Origin of the sequence: Bradyrhizobium sp. NDS-1 (genome assembly GCF_032918005.1) — a bacterium.
GTDB lineage: Bacteria > Pseudomonadota > Alphaproteobacteria > Rhizobiales > Xanthobacteraceae > Bradyrhizobium > Bradyrhizobium tunisiense.
Genome location: NZ_CP136628.1, coordinates 6,335,384 through 6,351,656 on the forward strand (window position 1 = coordinate 6,335,384; position 16,273 = coordinate 6,351,656).

General features: G+C 66.1%; 11 protein-coding genes. 7 read left to right on the forward strand and 4 right to left on the reverse strand.

Annotated elements, in window-relative coordinates; translation table 11 throughout:
* Nucleotides 1-107: 107 nt before the first annotated feature.
* The 4 genes from RX330_RS29550 to RX330_RS29565 all read left to right on the forward strand — a co-directional run bounded on the left by RX330_RS29550 (nt 108) and on the right by RX330_RS29565 (nt 8,751).
* Nucleotides 108-6,512: a non-ribosomal peptide synthetase gene (locus RX330_RS29550; protein WP_317240829.1), complete on the forward strand. Its 6,405-nt coding sequence runs from the start codon at nt 108-110 to the stop codon at nt 6,510-6,512.
* A gap of 129 nt (nt 6,513-6,641) precedes the next feature.
* Complete coding sequence (locus tag RX330_RS29555; protein WP_212092774.1) at nt 6,642-6,809, forward strand: hypothetical protein; 168 nt, start codon at nt 6,642-6,644, stop codon at nt 6,807-6,809.
* Between the two features lie 233 nt (nt 6,810-7,042).
* Nucleotides 7,043-7,774, forward strand: a complete 732-nt coding sequence (locus RX330_RS29560; protein WP_212092775.1) for a 4'-phosphopantetheinyl transferase family protein — start codon at nt 7,043-7,045, stop codon at nt 7,772-7,774.
* Nucleotides 7,771-8,751 (forward strand): LLM class flavin-dependent oxidoreductase, encoded by a 981-nt coding sequence (locus tag RX330_RS29565; RefSeq protein ID WP_317240830.1) that lies wholly within the window; start codon nt 7,771-7,773, stop codon nt 8,749-8,751. Before RX330_RS29560 ends, RX330_RS29565 begins: the two co-directional genes overlap by 4 nt.
* A 51-nt stretch (nt 8,752-8,802) precedes the next feature.
* On the opposite strand, the gene RX330_RS29570 is transcribed toward RX330_RS29565, so the two are convergent.
* From RX330_RS29570 to RX330_RS29580, 3 genes are all read right to left on the reverse strand, one after another.
* A complete protein-coding gene (locus RX330_RS29570; RefSeq protein ID WP_317240832.1) occupies nt 8,803-9,828 on the reverse strand; it encodes a histone deacetylase family protein in 1,026 nt (341 codons plus the stop codon).
* Between the two features lie 126 nt (nt 9,829-9,954).
* A complete protein-coding gene (locus RX330_RS29575; protein WP_317240833.1) occupies nt 9,955-10,896 on the reverse strand; it encodes an SMP-30/gluconolactonase/LRE family protein in 942 nt (313 codons plus the stop codon).
* The gene (locus RX330_RS29580; protein WP_375849290.1) at nt 10,853-12,982 is read right to left on the reverse strand and encodes a PQQ-dependent sugar dehydrogenase; all 2,130 of its coding nucleotides are present in this window, start codon (nt 12,980-12,982) and stop codon (nt 10,853-10,855) included. The genes RX330_RS29575 and RX330_RS29580 overlap by 44 nt, the downstream gene beginning before the upstream one ends.
* Before the next feature lie 169 nt (nt 12,983-13,151).
* On the opposite strand from RX330_RS29580, the gene RX330_RS29585 reads away from it, so the two are divergent.
* The gene (locus RX330_RS29585; RefSeq protein ID WP_063196867.1) at nt 13,152-13,385 is read left to right on the forward strand and encodes a DUF6894 family protein; all 234 of its coding nucleotides are present in this window, start codon (nt 13,152-13,154) and stop codon (nt 13,383-13,385) included.
* 9 nt (nt 13,386-13,394) lie between these two features.
* A complete protein-coding gene (locus tag RX330_RS29590; RefSeq protein WP_212092780.1) occupies nt 13,395-13,571 on the forward strand; it encodes a hypothetical protein in 177 nt (58 codons plus the stop codon).
* Between the two features lie 180 nt (nt 13,572-13,751).
* Here the strand turns inward: RX330_RS29590 and RX330_RS29595 are convergent, their stop codons facing one another.
* Complete coding sequence (locus tag RX330_RS29595; protein WP_212092781.1) at nt 13,752-14,525, reverse strand: enoyl-CoA hydratase-related protein; 774 nt, start codon at nt 14,523-14,525, stop codon at nt 13,752-13,754.
* A gap of 103 nt (nt 14,526-14,628) precedes the next feature.
* Between RX330_RS29595 and RX330_RS29600 the strand changes: the two genes are divergently transcribed.
* Entirely contained in the window at nt 14,629-16,218 is a 1,590-nt protein-coding gene (locus RX330_RS29600) for a gamma-glutamyltransferase family protein (RefSeq protein ID WP_317240837.1), read from the forward strand.
* Nucleotides 16,219-16,273 lie beyond the last annotated feature (55 nt).

The window sequence follows — 16,273 nt, forward strand, 5'->3', positions numbered from 1 at the left end:
CTCAGACTGGACGCGTTCCCCAACTTCTTGGAAGAATAGCTCAATCGCATCAAAAGGGAACGGAATTGTCGGACGTCACACTCCCGGCCCTGGAGGAATCAGGCAGCATGGCGGCCGAAACGAAGATGTTCGCCGATATCGGTGGCCTTCTCGATTTCTACGCCCGAAAGACGCCGACGGCGCCCGCCCTGCTCGCCCCGGGCCGTCCGGCCCTCAACTACGGCGCGCTTGGCGCGGCCACGCAGGATCTCGTCCGCGCGCTGCGCCGGCTCGGCATGACCCCTGCCGACCGCATCGCGGTCGCGCTGCCGCGCGGCGCCGACAGCGCGCTGGCGCTGATCGCGGTCGCATCGAGCTGCGCCTGCGTCCCCGTCAACCCCGATCTGACGGCTGACGAATTGCAGCGCTATTTCAGCGAACTGAAGCTGTCGGCGCTCGTGACGCAGACCGACATGAGCCCTGCGAGCCGCGAGGCCGCCAAGGCGCTCGGCATCGCGATCATCGATTTCGTGCCGGGGCCGCAGGACAATCTCGCCGGCTGCGCATTCGTTGGGCCGACAGTCCGGCCAGCGGCGAACGGCGGCGCCTCGCGCGGCGACGACGATGCGTTCATCCTGTTGACGTCCGGCACGGCGGCGCGGCCGAAAATGGTACCGCTGACACATCGCAACGTGTGCCTGTCCGCCGCCAATGCCGGCCGCGTGCTGTCGCTCACGTCCCACGATCGTCTGCTCAACGTCCTGCCGCTGTTTCACGCCCATGGTTTGATCTCCGGCCTGCTGACGGCGCTGGCTGCGGGCTCCAGCGTGATCTGCACCGACGGCTTCGACGCCCTTTCCTTCTTCGGCTGGATGCGGGAGCTGCAGCCGACCTGGTACACCGCCGTGCCGACCATTCATCGCGCGCTGCTGACGGCGGCGGAATCCGACCCGGACAGCGCCCGATCGTCGTCGCTGCGCGTGATCCGTTCGGCCTCGGCCTCGCTCGCGCCCACAATCCTCCAGGGGCTGGAGGCGACGTTCGGCGTTCCGGTGCTCGAAACCTACGGCATGACCGAAGCCGCCTCGCAGATCGCGGCCAATCCGTTCGAGCTGCGCAAGGTCGGATCGGTCGGTCGCGCCGCCGGCCCCGAGATCGCGATCATGGACGAGACCGGCCGCGGGCTTGCGAGCGGCGCGCAGGGCGAGATCATGCTGCGCGGACCGAACATGACCCGCGGCTACTATAATGACGAAGCGGCAACGCAGGCCGCGTTCCGCGACGGCTGGTTCCGGACTGGCGACCTCGGCTATCTCGATGGCGACGGCTATCTTTTCATCGTCGGGCGCATCAAGGACGTCATCAACCGCGGGGGGCAGAAGATCTCGCCTCTCGAAGTGGAAGAGGCCCTGCTCAGCCATCCGGCGGTGCTGGAGGCCGGCGTGTTCGCCGTCCCGCACGACAAGCTTGGCGAGAACGTTGCCGCCGTCGTGGTGCTGCGATCGGATGCCGAGGCGACCTCGGACCAGTTGCGCCAGTTCGTGCGAAGGCGGCTCGCAGCCTACAAGGTGCCTAGCCTGATCCGCAGCGTGGCAGCCCTGCCGAAGGGCGGCAGCGGCAAGGTCAAGCGTAACGCGCTCGCGGGGCTGATCAAGGCGGAGCACGCGGACGATGCGCGGTTGCCACGCAACCCGCTGGAGACCCAGCTCGCCGCGATCTGGGCCGGTCTCCTGGAGCTGCCGCGGGTCGGCGTCGACCAGGACGTCTTCGCGCTCGGTGCTGATTCGCTCGCGGTGACACAGATGCGCTCGCGCCTGCGCGAACGCTTCAACGTCGACTTCTCGTTCGAGGACATTTTCGATTGCGCCACCGTCGCCGCGCTTGCGGCCCGGCTCGGGACTGCGGCGAGCCGTCGCGAGACGGCACTGCCGGCCTGGCGGCGAGTGACGGCCGCAGAGGCGCCGCTCTCGTTCCAGCAGCAGCGCATGTACGTGCTCTCGCGGCTCGATCCGACGCGCTACAATTACAATGTGGTCGAGGTCGCAGCGTTCAGAGGCCTGATCGACGTCGCCGCGCTTCAGGCCAGTCTTGCCGCGGTCTGTGCGCGCCACGAGGCGCTGCGCTCGGTCATCGTCGAACGCCAGGGCGAGCCGTCGCAGCTCGTGCTGCAATCGGCGCCGCGGCTCGAGCGCGTCAAGCTCAAGCCCTGTGCTGCCGACAAACGGGCCGCAACGATCAGGCGCGAGGCACTCAAGCTCGCGCAATACCCTTTCGACCTGGCGCGCGAGCCGCTGCTGAAAGTCACGCTGCTGTCATTCGACAAGACGAGCCACGCGCTGGTGGTCAACGTCCATCACCTCGTTACCGACGGCTGGTCGCAGCGCCTGTTCTGGGAGGAGCTTGCAGCCCATTACGCCGCCGCACACAAAAGGAGCGTGGCGGCAGAGCCTTCGCCGGCTTTCCAATATCGCGACTTTGCGCTCTGGCAACAGAGCTGGGCGCAGACGCCGGCCGCAAAGGACCAGCTCGACTATTGGCGGACCCAGCTCGACGGCGTCACGACGCTGCCGCTGCGGACCGACCGTCCAAGGCCTGAGGTCTGGAGCGGTCACGGCGCCCGCCACTATCTCGAATTCTCCAGGACGCAGTCGGCCGAACTGCGCGCGTTCAGCCAGAACCAGGGCGTCACGCCTTTCATGACGCTGCTCGCCGCCTTCCAGTGCCTGCTATTCCGCCACACCGGGCATGAGGATGTCGCAACGGGATCGCTGATTGCCAACCGCAACCAGATCGAGAGCGAGCGCCTGATCGGGCTGTTCGCCAACACCCTGATCCTGCGCAACGATTTTGGCGGCGATCCGAGCTTCAGCGAATTGCTGCGGCGGGTCCGGCAGGTCACCCTCGATGCCTACCGCAACCAGGACCTTGCGATCGAGGAGGTGCTGCGGGCGCTGCAGGTCGCGCGGCGGAGCGACGGCAATCCGGTGTTCCGGATCATGTTCATCCTCCAGAACGCCTCGATCGAGGCGGCACGCTTCCCGGGCCTGTCGGCACGGCGGCTGGAAGTCGATCCCGAGGTGGCACGCTTCGACATCACGCTCGAGCTGGTCGAGGCCGACGGCCGCTTCACCGGCTTCTTCGAATACGCCACCGATCTGTTCGACGCCGCGACGATCGAGGCCATGGCGACCCAGCTCAAGTCCGTGCTGAAGGCCGCCATCGTCAATCCGGAGCAGCGCATCTCGCGCCTGCCGCTCCTCAACGAGACCGAACGCCGGCAATTGCTGGCGGCAGGCCGCGGCGTGCCGGCCAATTTCACCACAAGCGGCAATTTGAGCGAGCGCTTCGATCGTCAGGCCAGGAAGACGCCGAACGCGATTGCGGTGTCGGACGGGCGCACATCCCTGAGCTATCGCGAACTGGCCCGCCGCAGCCAGGCGATCGCGCGCTGGCTGGCGCGCGAAGGCGTCGGCGCTGAGAGCGTGGTGGCCTTGCTTGCGGATCGCGGGCCCGACCTGCTCGCCGCGATGATCGGCGTGCAGCGCGCGGGCGCGGCCTTCCTCAATCTCGACCCCGATCAGCCGCCAGCGCGGCTCGCGACCATTCTGGGATCGAGCTGCGCCCGCATGCTGCTGACCGGGCGGGCCCGGTCCGCCATGGTCGAGACGCTGCTCGCTCCGCTGGTCGAGCGCATTCCGGTGGCCGAGCTCGAAGACACGATCGCGTCGGCAGCGGCCAAGCCGGCCCGCGCCGCGCGGCGCGCGGCCTCCAGCCTTGTTTATCTCATTTATACATCGGGCTCCTCCGGAGCGCCGAAGGGCGTCATGATCGAGCAGCGCGGCCTGTCGAACCATCTTGCCTCGCTCGTCTCCGAGCTCGGCCTCTGCTCCAGGGACGTGATTGCGCAGACCGCGCCGCAGAGCTTTGTCATATCGGTCTGGCAGTTCCTGGCGGGGCCGATGGTCGGCGCGCGCGTGCATGTCTGCGACAATACGATCGTGCAGGACCCGATCCTGCTGGCGCGGGAGATCGAGCGCGAAGGCATCACCGTGCTTGAGATTGTCCCATCGCTCTTGCGCGTCATGGTCGATCGGATGAACGAGGGACAGGTCCGGCGCGCCTTCGCCGGATTGCGGCTGCTGATTTCGACCGGCGAGCCGTTGCCCGTCGACCTCTGCCGGGCCTGGTTCGCCGAGTGCCCGAAAGTACCGCTGATCAACGCCTATGGCGCTTCGGAATGTTCCGACGACGTCTCCCTGCATCGCCTGACCAGGGCGCCGGCGATCACGACCGGCATCGTCCCGGTCGGTGCAGCGCTGCCGAACACCCAGCTCTACGTGCTCGATGCGAATCTCCAGCCGCAGCCGGTCGGCGTGACCGGCGAGCTCTGCATCGGCGGCGCGGGTGTCGGCCGCGGCTATATCAACGATCCCGCGCAGAGCCGGCAGCGATTCCTGCCCGATCCGTTCTCGCGCCAGACAGGCAGCCGGCTTTACCGCACCGGCGACCTCGCGCGCCGCCGCGCCGACGGCACGATCGAATGCCTCGGCCGCGCCGACCATCAGGTCAAGGTCCGCGGCTACCGCATCGAGCTCAAGGAGATCGAGAACGCGCTCGCCGATCATCCCGGCGTGCGGGCCGGCATCGTCGAGCCGCGCCGCGAGGCGAGCGGCGACATCCGGCTGATCGCCCATATCGTCGCAAGCCCCGACAGCCGGAGCAGCGCCAGCGAGCTGCGCGATTTCCTCAAGAGCCGGCTGCCGGGCCACGCCATCCCGTCCGCATTCCTGTTCCTGGATCACGTTCCGCTGAGCGCCCACGGCAAGATCGACCGGTCCGCGCTGCTGGCGCCGGCGCAGCAGGAATCGTCCGAACCGGATGCGACCGTGCCGGCGCGGCGCTTCACCGAAAAGGTGCTCGCCGACATCTGGATCGACCTGCTCAGGGTGGACAGCGTCGGCGTCACCGACAATTTCTTCGACCTCGGCGGCCATTCGCTGCTGGCGGGCCAGACGATGGCGCGTGTCGCGCGGGCGCTCGGGGTGTCGCTGCCGATCAAGACCATCTTCGAAGCACCGACGATCGAAGGACTTGCCCGGCGGGTCGACCAGGCCATGACGGAGACGCCGCGCAAGCCTGGCGCCATGTCGGGGCTGGCTGATGCGAGGCCGACCGACGGCGGCGGGCCGACGCTCTCGATTGCGCAGGACCAGATGCTGCGGATCGAGCAGAACCTCCCGGGGTTGCCGCTGTTCAACCTGCCCTTCGCCTTCCGTCTCCAGGGTCCGCTCGATGCGACCGCCCTGGCGCAGGCGATCGACGATGTGGTCAATCGCCACGAAGCGCTGCGGACCGCGTTCGGCTGGAACGGCGAGGAGCCTGTCCGTCACGTCGCCGCACCCGGCACCCTCGGCCGTGTCCTGACCATCGAGACGATCGGCGACGGCCAACCCCACAACAACAAGCGGCGCAGAGCCCTGGAGCAGAGGAAGGTCGATCTCCTGATCCAGCACGAGACCTATGGCCCAATCGACCCCACGCGCGCGCCCCTGCTGCGTGTCAGGCTGTTGCGGATCCACGACGCCGATCATGTCCTGTTGCTGACGCTGCATCACGCCATTGTCGACGGCTGGTCGATCGGTGTGCTGTTCGAGGAGGTGTCGAGCCGCTATGCAGCGCTGTCCGGACATCCGTCGGCGCCGCTACCAAAGCCGCCTCCGGCCTTCTCGGACGTCTCTCGCTGGCAGCGCTGGTGGTGCGGCACCGACGCTGCCCGCCGCCAGGCTGCCGACTGGACGGAGAATTTGCGCGGCGCGACCCCCGTCTTCGACGGCAAATCAACCCCAGGCGCGTCCAGCGGGCACCATCCGGTCAGCCTCGAGCCCGAGTTGATCGGGCGGCTCAAGACGTTCGCCAGCCAGCACAACGGCACGCTCTTCATGGGCCTGCTCACCGGCCTGAAGACCCTGCTGCTCGCCCGGACGGGCCGCACCGACATCGCGGTCGCCACCGCCATGGCCAATCGCGCCCAGCCGGACACCGACCGGATCGTCGGCCCGTTCGAGAACACGGTGATCATCCGCACCACAATCACGCCCGAGCTGTCGTTCGCGCAAGCGTTGACACGGGTGCGCCAGAGTGTGCTCGACGCCCATGCGCGGCAAGAGCTGCCGTTCAACCTCCTCGCCGACCATCTGGAGCGGGAAGGGATCGATCCGGCCTCGCTGCTCCAGGTCTATTTCACGCTGCAAAATCCACTGCGTCAGCCGCTCGATTTGCCGGATCTCGCGACCCAATCGATCGGCAACATCACGCGCGAAGGCCAGCCGGTGCTGCCGATCAACCAGACCTGGCTGTCGCTGATGCTCAAGGAGCGCCCGACCGGAATCACCGGCTCGTGCAATTACAAGCGCGAATTGCTGGACGGCCATTTGGTCGGCGCGTGGATGAAGGATCTCGTCGTGCTCCTGGCGACTGCCATCGCCCAACCCAACTTGCCGCTCGGCCGATTGCTCGCTCGCAAGGCGGCATGACGACCGCGCCATGACGGCTCACTCGTCAAAGCTGTGCATGACCAAGTTGCATCTTGATTATTTGACGCCACCGCGCAAGATTATTCCTGCGTTTCCATTTGGACGATTATTTTCAACCGGGGGAGTGTTATGGGTTTCATCAAATTTACCAAAGGTACCGCGTTGAGCGACAAGGACCGCAAGGCCCTCCTGAAGCTGCTGAGTGCCGAGAAGAAGAAGCTGCAGTCCGCCCTGAAGGACGTCGATGCCAGCCTGTCGGTGCTGAGCGGCGCGAAGAAAGCCAAGAAGAAGAAGTAAGATTCGTCGGCCGGGACGCCGCACGACTCTTCAGGCTTCACTTTCGGACATGGGCCGCTCGTGTATCGAGCCGGGGTCTCGCACAAGCTTGCGCCTGTAAACCGGCCTGCAAATCGACAAGAAATCGCCCGGGTGGACCGCTAGAAGCGGTCTGCTTGGATGATTCTTGCTCAGTTGTTTCTTCCGTCGGGGCCGGGGATTTTCCCTCGGCCTGACGCAATAGGCCCCAATTGATGGCGGACGACAGAATTGAACTCTTTGTCGGACTGATCGAGTCCATTGACGTGCCGGGCGCGGTCGATACGTGCCGGCGGCTGCTTTCGGTGGACGAACGGGCGCGGGCCGATCGCTTCATGTTCGAGCGGCATCGACGGCAGTATATTTTCGCGCACGCCATGCTGCGCCTGGCGCTGTCGCAGGTCGCCTCCAACGTCGCTCCCTCCGACTGGTCCTTTGGAGCCGGGCGCTACGGGCGGCCGTTTGTCGCAGCGCCCGCGACCTCGACCGCGCTGCATTTCAGCCTGTCCCACGCCGACGGCTGCGTCGCCTGCGTCGTGTCGAGGCATGAGACCGTCGGCGTCGACGTCGAAACCGTGTCGCGGCGGGTGGCGCCGCTGTCCACTGCGCTTCGCTTCTTTGCGCCGGAGGAGGTCGAAACGCTGCGCGGACTGCCGGAGCCGGCCGCGATCGAGCGCTTCTTCGACTATTGGACGCTCAAGGAGGCCTATCTGAAGGCCAGGGGCTTTGGGCTCAATTTGCCGCTCGACGCCTTCGCGATGCAGGTGTCGCGCGAGGGCATCGAGATCAGCTTCAAGCCCGATATCGCCGACGATCCCGACGGCTGGCGCTTTTCGCTGTGCTCGCCGTCGCCCTCTCATCGCCTCGCGATCGCCGACGGCTCCCGCGCGAACGGCGGCCTTCCCATCAGCCGCAATGCCTGGCCGCTCCAGGAAGCGGCTGAATGACGTCGCCGCGGCTGCGCGTCTTTCCGGCGATTTCGCGCAACCGCGACCCCGGGACATATGTCGGCGAGCTGATGCGGGTCGCGCAGTTCGCCGACCGCAACGGTTTCGAGGGCGTTCTGCTGTTCGAAGGCAACGACGTATTCGTCGAGCCCTGGGCGATGGCCCAGCACATCATGGCAGGGACGGCGCGATCTTCGCCGCTGATCGCCGTCAATCCGGTCTACATGCACCCGTTCACGGCGGCGAAATTCGTCTCGTCCCTTGCGCAGCTCCACGGCCGCAAGGTCTATCTCAACATGATCACGGGGACGGCGGTCAGCGACTTGCAGGGCCTCGGCGACGACCAGTCGCATGCGGATCGCTATGTCAGGCTCGGCGAATTCGTGGAGCTGATGCGCCAGTTGCTGGCAAGTCCGCGGCCGGTCAATTTCGAGGGGCGTTTCTACCGTACGCACCATCTGCAACTGCGACCGCGCCTGCCGCCGGAGCTGATGCCGGAATTCCTGATCGCAGGCCAATCCGAGGCAGCCCAGCGGGCGGCGGAGCAAGCGGGCTGCATCAAGATGCAGATGCTGCCGCCCGAGCTCGATCGCGAGCTCCACTCGCCCGGCATGAATTTCGGCATCTTCGCCCGCGAGGGACGCGAGGAGGCGCGGCAGGCCGCCAAGCTGCGTTTCCGCGACAACCCCGACGATCGCGAGCTGCTCGTGCTGACCATGGAGAACACTGATTCCGTGTGGAAGCGGCACCTCTATGACGGCCAGAGCGGCGAGCTCCGGGATAATGGCTACTGGCTGCTGCCATTCCTGACCTTCCAGGCCGATTGCCCCTATCTCGTCGGCAGCTACGAGGAGATCGGCGCGAGGCTGAAGGCGTTTGCGGCAAAAGGCCTGACCACGATCATGCTCGACATGGTCGCCGACGAATCCGAGATGCAGCACGTCTGCAAGGCGCTCGCGGCGAGCGGGATGTTCTAGCTATCACACTCGCCGTCATGGCCGGGCAACGCGGGGAGAGGTGAAGACCCCTCACCGCGCCTCTTCGAATCCCGCCAGTACCGAGGTCAGGTTCGCGCCCAGAATATCCGAGAGGTAGCCGCCCTCCTGCACGAACACGGTCGGCAGGCCCATCCTCGCGATGGCCTGGCCGATACGGCGGAAGCCCGGCGTGGTGACGGCCAATCCCTTGAGCGGATCGTGCTCGGAGGCGTCTAGGCCGAGCGCGATGACGAGGGCGCCGGGAGCAAAGGACTCGATTGCCTTGCGCGCAACGTCCAGCGACTGCATGTAGCCGTCGTCGCCGGTGCCGATGGCCAGCGGGATGTTGAGATTGGTGCCAAGGCCGGGTCCTTCGCCGCGTTCATGGGCATAGCCCCACACGTATGGATAATAAGCGATCGGATCGGCATGAATCGAGATCGTGTAGACGTCGGGCCGGGCGTAGAAGATGCCTTGCGTGCCGTTGCCGTGATGGACGTCGACGTCGAGGATCACGACCCGCTCGTGCTTCTGCCGCAGATGCGCTGCGGCAATCGCGCTGTTGTTGAGGAAGCAGAAGCCGCCGGCCATGTCGCGATAGGCGTGGTGACCGGGCGGACGGCAGAGCGCATAGGTCGCGTCCTCGCCATCCATCACCATCTGCGCAGCGGTGACCGCAACGTCCGTCGCGGCACAGGCCGCGGCCCAGGTGCCCGGACCGATCGGCGCCGCGGTGTCGGCGGTGTGCCAGCCGAGCTTGCCGACGATGTGGGTGGGATAGGTCCCGGCATGCCGCACCGGATGGATGTTGCCGATCATCTCCGGGCCGGAATCGCCGAGCGCGGTCCAGGCGTCCCAGGCTTCGCTCAGGAACGACAGATATTCCGGACTGTGAATGCGCGCGCGCGGCCCCTGCCCGAATTTGGTCGGCTCAACCAGTTGGTGCTTGCCGTCCTTCAATCCATTGAGCAGGCGGTCGGCGCGCTCGGGTTGCTCGGTGGTGCGCTTGACGACGCCGCGGACCAGGAAGAATTGCGGATCGTGGCTGCGGTGCAGTTCGGTATGGACGGCCTTCACTCAAACACTCCGTGCTCGCATGCTCTTAAGGGGCGCCGTAGATGTCTTGATCCCCACGGCGGCAAGATGCAAGCAAGAAGAATGCCGCATCAGCCGCGCGGCTCTGCGCCTGAAGCAGATCGTCCTCTAGCAGCGCCCGCGCTGGAGACAGTGCTCGCGGCCCTGCTGATCGGTGCGGAAGGACTCGATGAAGCCGCCTTGACGCTGGGTGACGAAGACGGTCTTGCCGTCGCTGCCGCCGAAGGCGAGGTTGGTCGGCTCCTTGGCTTTGAGCGCGATCTCTCGCTCGACCGCGCCATTGGGCTTCACCAGCGCAACCGTCCCTTTGAGAATACGCGCGACATAGAGACGACCGGCAATGTCGGTGCGCAAGCCATCGACGGTGTCGGGCTGAAACGCCTTGACCAGCTTCGCAGCCGTCAGCTCGTTGCCGTTGATCGCATAGGACCAGATCTGGCCGCTGCTGGATTCCCCGACATAGAGCGTCTTGCCGTCCGGGCTAAGATCGATGCCGTTGGTGGTACCCATCGCGCGCGGCGCCGACATCACTTGTCCCCGCACTGTGCCGTCGGCCGCTTTCGCGATCCGCCAGATGTGGCCTTCTCTGCCCTTCCAGTTCGGGTCGCTCGCATAGATCGTGCCATCGCGGGCGATCGTGATGTCGTTGGGCTGGTTCATCTCGTCGGAGTGAAACCAGATGCCCGGCTGGGTCGCCCCCTTTGGAATCGCGAAGATGTTGTGCTTCTTGTAGTCGGCGATGAACATGGTGCCGCTCGCATCGAAGCGGATGGCGTTGCCGACACTGCCCTCGGGAAGCTGCGTGAACGGCTCCGACGCCGCACCGCCCGCAGGCAGCCTGCCGATGGTGCCGGCCTTGCCGAGATTGACCACGAACAGATTGCCCTCGAGGTCGGCTGCGGGTCCCTCGATGCCGAAGGTGTATTCACCGGGTGGCGTCACCTGCACGCTTTCGAACAATCTCGTCTCCGCTTGCGCGGATCCCGCCGCAACGACGAGGAGAACGCTACTGCACAGGCACCAGAAATTCCTGCCGGATGTAATAGCCATCGCCGTCGGTGCACTCGCCATTCAGATAGGGATCGGCCGGCCGGAAGAATCGGCTGAAGCCGGGTTTGTCTACAGCGCTCCTTTGTGTCACGACCACGACCTTTGCGGCCGGTATTTCGCCGCATTCCCTGCTGGTTTTGCCAAAGAACTTGCGCTGCGGCGGGCCGGGCCTGATCCTCATCCGCGTGCCCGGAACCATCTTCGCAACGAGCAAGTCCATCGTGTCGAGCAGGCGCGTGTAGCCGGGCTCGGTCTTTGGCAGGCTCTCGCCGCCCGGCGGCATGAGCTTCTCCGCGCCAATGCCGCGCAGGCGCGTGCGCAGCCTGCCGGCATCGGGATCGCCCGGATAGATCCAGCCGTCCTGGCTGAGCATGAAGCGGAGCACGGCCCCGTCCTTTTCCGCGTCCGACTGGCCCGGCTTCAAACCGAAATCGGAGTGGCAGCCGACGCAATGCTTCTCGACGAGGCCTTTGCGCAGCGTGGTCAGCCGGCTGCTGTTCTGCGCATCCCTGGCGACGAAGGTCGCGAGCTGGTCGATCATCGCCTGGCTGCGCATGTCGCAGGGCAGCGGCGGTGGCGGATCACCCGCTGCACGATCGATGCGGATCACGGTCTGGTTCTTGTCCTCGACCAGCCAGATGGCGCCGTCATCCGCGACCGTCATGCCGACCGGCGCGCCTTGCGGCCGCGCGCCGTTGACGCGGTGCCAGCCCGCGATCAACTCATCGAACGGCGCGGCAGCCACCTCGCCGGCAGCCGTCTGAAAGTTGCGCGTCGGCTCCGCCGCGCAACTGACGTGATAGCGCACCGGCGCGGTGACGGGCCTCGGAAAGCCGTGGTCGTCGACGTCGTAGACCAGCAGACGGCTGCCGGTCGGACGATAGCCGTGCAGGCCGACCAGCAGCTTGCCCTCCAGCTCCGGGAATTTCGTGCCGCGATAATAGAGCATCGCGAGCGGCGCCCCGTGCGGCGGCAGCAGCGAGAGCGGCGGCTTGTAGAGCGCGCTGGCCGTGCAGAGCGACTTGTAGATCCCGCTTTGCAGCACGTTTTTGAACTCGGGGCTCGGCGTCGACACATCGTAGCAATAGGGCCAGCCATAATGCCTGCCCTGCTCGATCGCGTTGATCTCCTCGTTCGGCTTGAAGATATCCGGCAAGTCGCGGCTGTTCTCGCCCTGCAGGAAGGCGTAGCCGGCGTCGGGAAAACCGGGATGCAGGGCCAGGGCCATCGAGTTGCGCAAGCCGCGCGCATGGACCGTGTGCGGCGGATCGGCATCGCCTGGTTTCAGCGCCGGGAAGACGCCGCCCGCAGGCGGCACGAACAGCCAGATCGATGCGAAGGCGGACGCGCCCTCGGCCGCCGCGCAAGGCCTCGTGATCGGCGCCGGCGTGATGCAGTCGTCGCTGTGCGAGCCGACATTGACGAATAGCCGCCCGGTCCTGTCGAAGACGAACTGCTTGAGCGGATGCGCGCTCTCCTCGATCCGGGTGCCGTCGGGCAGCGCGATCCGGCGTCCGGGCATGTGACGGATGATGGTCTCGACGGTGCCGCGCGGATTGTCGGCGAGCGGATCGAACCGGAAGATCGTCTCGGCGGTCGAGGCGTAGAGCTTCTTGTCCGGACCGCCCGCGAGGCCGAACGGATATTCGATTCCCGCGAGAAGCTCCTTGAGCCGCCCGCCCTGTGGCGCGCGCGGATCGAGCAGCAGCAGCCGTCCGTCGGTGCGGCCCCAGCCTCCCATGTCGGCCACCACGAACAGGTCGCGGCCCGGCACCTGGACGATCGCGCGTGGAAACTTGAGGTGATCCGCTTCGCTGGCGACGAGGCCGGCGCAAAAGCCAGCCTTCATGTCGATCTTGATCCTGGGAAATGCGAGATCACCGTTGCCGCAGGTGTCCGCGCTGATCGCATAGCCGCTCCGGAGCGGCTCCGATGACGCCACCGAGATGTGCCCAAGCAGGGCGCCGAAAGCCCACGCCGAGGCACACGCCAAGGCCCCCGCACATGCGCGCAGCCTTCGGCATTCGCGCTTGGATGTGAAATGGCTCACGGCGGCCCCCAAAACTTCCCGCGAATGGTGTTCCATGACGGGAAAACGCCGTCCAGCTCAAGATCACCCGCCTGTGATTAAACCTCTAACGACCTTGGGACCGACCAATATCCGTAAATTCCCTTACCGGGTTCGACCCGAATGTTTCGCGAAGGCCTCGGGTGGTATCGGTTTGCCACCCCAGTTGCTCCCCCAGGAGGCGGATATGGTCCAGGTCTATTTCCACTGCTCCAACACCGAGGGCACCCTGATCGACCGCTACGGCGCCGCCGTGTCCAATCTCACTGAGGCGCGCGACCGTGCCTCTCAGATCATGCGGTCGATGATCCTGACGCCGAGCAGCGAAGACTGGCGCGACTGGGTGATCCATGTCAGCGACGATGACGGCGAAGAGATTTTCGATCTGCCCTTCACCGCCATGCTCGGCAAGCCCCATTGAGGTGATGCCATGCTGATCGCTTCCTTGAGCCTGCTCCGCCAGCCTCTGAACTTCGTCGCCGCCAGATGGCAGACCTTGATGAAGGTCGCAGGCAATCCGTACCGCCCCGAGCTTCACTACATGCGCGGACCTGGCCCGAAATGGCGCGCCAAGTACCAGGCCAGCCGAGTGAACCGCGCGCTCTGACGGACTGCGGCTGCGCTGCTTCCTCGTTAATCTCAGTCTCTCCTTCGTCATGGCCGGGCTTGTCCCGGCCATTCACGTTTTTGGAGCGATTCAAAGACGTGGATGCCCGGGCCTTCGCTGGCTTCGGCTACGCAGGCGGGACAAGCCCGGGCGAGATGAGTGGGGCGAGTGTGCCGCCCCTCACCGCCCGGTAAACCTGGCCTTGCGCTTCTCGACGAAGGCATTGCGGCCTTCGATCGCATCGGCGGTCTTGCGAACCACGGCCTGCAGTTCGATCTCGCGGCGGAACTGCGCTTCGTAGGTCGCATGCTCGCTCTCATCGACGAGCAGGCGCGTTGCCACCAAAGCGCGCGTTGGGCCGTCGGCGAGGCGGCGCGCCAGGGCGAGCGCCTCCTCCATCAGCATGGCATCGTCGACCACCTGCCGCACCAGGCCGATCTCCTCGGCACGTTCGGCCGTGAGCGGCTCGTTCAGCAGCATCAGCTCGAGCGCGCGCTGCCGGCCGATCAACCGTGGCAGCAGCCAGGTCGAGCCGAGATCCGGCACCAGAGCGATGCGGCTGAACACCTGGATGAAGCTCGCCGACCGGGCCGCGACGATCATGTCGCCGGCCATCGCAAGACTGAAGCCGCCGCCGGCAGCGACGCCATTGACGGCGACGACGACGGGCACCCGGCATTCGCGCAGCGCCCTGAAGGCCGGCCAGTAGAAGCGCATGACGCCGGCCGCGATGTCTTCGCCGAGCGCCTCCGATGCTTTCAAATTCTGTCCCGAGCAAAAACCGCGCCCGGCGCCGGTGAGGATCAGGGCGCGGATGCCTTCGTCCTGCGTCATCTCGCCGATGGCCGCGGCGAGTGCGCCGAGCAGGTCCGGCGTCATCGCGTTCAGGCTGGCCGGTTCGTCGAGCGTCAGGATTCCGACCGCGCCATCCCGCGCCTGTTTCACACCTGCCATGTCGCGTCTCCCTTTCGATGTTCTCGTTGTCCGCAATGTGCCATTGTCCGCGCGCTCCGCCAATGCAGAGCCCCGACGTCAACGCAGCACACAAGACGACATCATGCCTCATCAGTTCAGCCTCAACCAAATCGTCCGCAAACCCGCAGTCACGTCCAAAGGCGGCATTGTCGCCTCGCAATCGCGGCGGGCGGCCGAAGTCGGGGCGCAGGTGCTCGCCGCAGGCGGCGACTGCGTGGACGCGATCGTGGCAACGACCATGGCGCTGAACGTTCTGGAGCCCTGGAACAGCGGTATCGGCGGCGGCGGTGCGATGGTGCTCTACCGCGCCAAGGAAAATCGCACCGAGGTGATCGACTATGGCATGTGCGCGCCGCAAAGCCTCCGCTTGGCCGACTATCCGCTTAGCGGCGAAGGCGCTGCTTCCGATCTCTTCCCCTGGCCGCGGGTGAAGGATGATCGCAACATCCATGGCCCCGGCTCGATTGCCGTGCCCGGCGTCGTCGCCGGGATGGAGGAGGCGCATCGCCGCTACGCCAAGATGCCGTGGAAGGATCTGGTCGCGCCGGCAGCCAGGCTCGCCGGTGAAGGCCTGCTGGTCGATTGGTGGACCACGGTGACGATCTCGGGCTCGGCCGCCGATCTCAGGCGCTACCCCGCCAGCGCGGCGGCATTCCTGAAAGACGGGCTGCCGCCGACCGCGCCATGGGGCATCAAGGCCGAGACGCGCCTGCCGCAGGACACGCTGAAAGCGACGCTGTCGCATCTTGCCGAGGCCGGGCCGCGCGATTTCTACCAGGGTGACCTCGCCAGGAGCATCGCCTCCGACATCAAGGCCGATGGCGGGTCGCTGTCGGTCGAGGACCTCGCCGCCTTCCGCGCGCATGTGCGCGAGCCGCTGGCGATCCCGTATCGCGACGGCAAGGTATATGCGACGCCCGAGCTCACGGCCGGGCCCACCATGGCGCACGCGCTGCGGCTGTTGCAGCAGAGCCTGAATCCGGCAAGCGCGCCGGACGCGGCCGCCTATGTCGAATACGCTCTTGCTCTGCAGGCCGCCTTCCGCGAGCGGCTCAAGGACATGGGCGATGCCGACGGCAAGCGCTCGCTCGGTGCCGAATACCTGGCGCCCGCCTGCACCACGCATTTCTCCGTGGTCGACAGGCACGGCAACATCGCCGCGGTGACGCAGACGCTGCTCTCGTCCTTCGGCTCGAGATATGTGACGCCGCACACCGGCGTCGCCATGAACAACGGCATCATGTGGTTCGACCCGACGCCCGGCACGACCAACTCGCTCGCGCCCGGCAAGCGCTGCCTTTGCAACTACACGCCTGTCATCGTCGAGACGAAGGATGGCAAGCGTCTCGCCGTCGGCGCATCCGGCGGACGCCGCATCCTGCCCTCCGTGATGCAGCTCGTCTCCTTCGCGATGGATTTCGGCATGGATCTCGACGCGGCCATTCACCAGCCGCGTATCGACGCCAGCGAGGGTGCGGTCGTGATCGGCGATGCTCGACTGCCGGAGGACGTGCGCAAGACACTCGCCGCGCGCTTCGACTATGAAGAGACCCGCGTGCAGGCCTTGCCGCAGAAATTCGCCTGCCCGAGCGTGGTGATGCGCGAGGGCGATACGAATTTTGGCGCGGTCGAGATCTTTCAACCTTGGGCTGACGCGGTCGCAGAAGGCTGAGTCCACATCCGAGTTGTTGCCAGCGCGCGTTGAGCACTCGCGCGACTACGCATCC

Excerpts from the sequence above, each read along its gene's own strand:
- RX330_RS29550 (WP_317240829.1), top strand. The coding sequence starts at position 108 with ATGGCGGCCGAAACGAAGATGTTCGCCGATATCGGTGGCCTTCTCGAT.
- RX330_RS29555 (WP_212092774.1), top strand. The coding sequence starts at position 6,642 with ATGGGTTTCATCAAATTTACCAAAGGTACCGCGTTGAGCGACAAGGAC.
- RX330_RS29560 (WP_212092775.1), top strand. The coding sequence starts at position 7,043 with ATGGCGGACGACAGAATTGAACTCTTTGTCGGACTGATCGAGTCCATT.
- RX330_RS29565 (WP_317240830.1), top strand. The coding sequence starts at position 7,771 with ATGACGTCGCCGCGGCTGCGCGTCTTTCCGGCGATTTCGCGCAACCGC.
- RX330_RS29575 (WP_317240833.1), bottom strand. The coding sequence starts at position 10,896 with ATGGCTATTACATCCGGCAGGAATTTCTGGTGCCTGTGCAGTAGCGTT.
- RX330_RS29580 (WP_375849290.1), bottom strand. The coding sequence starts at position 12,982 with ATGGAACACCATTCGCGGGAAGTTTTGGGGGCCGCCGTGAGCCATTTC.
- RX330_RS29585 (WP_063196867.1), top strand. The coding sequence starts at position 13,152 with ATGGTCCAGGTCTATTTCCACTGCTCCAACACCGAGGGCACCCTGATC.
- RX330_RS29590 (WP_212092780.1), top strand. The coding sequence starts at position 13,395 with ATGCTGATCGCTTCCTTGAGCCTGCTCCGCCAGCCTCTGAACTTCGTC.
- RX330_RS29595 (WP_212092781.1), bottom strand. The coding sequence starts at position 14,525 with ATGGCAGGTGTGAAACAGGCGCGGGATGGCGCGGTCGGAATCCTGACG.
- RX330_RS29600 (WP_317240837.1), top strand. The coding sequence starts at position 14,629 with ATGCCTCATCAGTTCAGCCTCAACCAAATCGTCCGCAAACCCGCAGTC.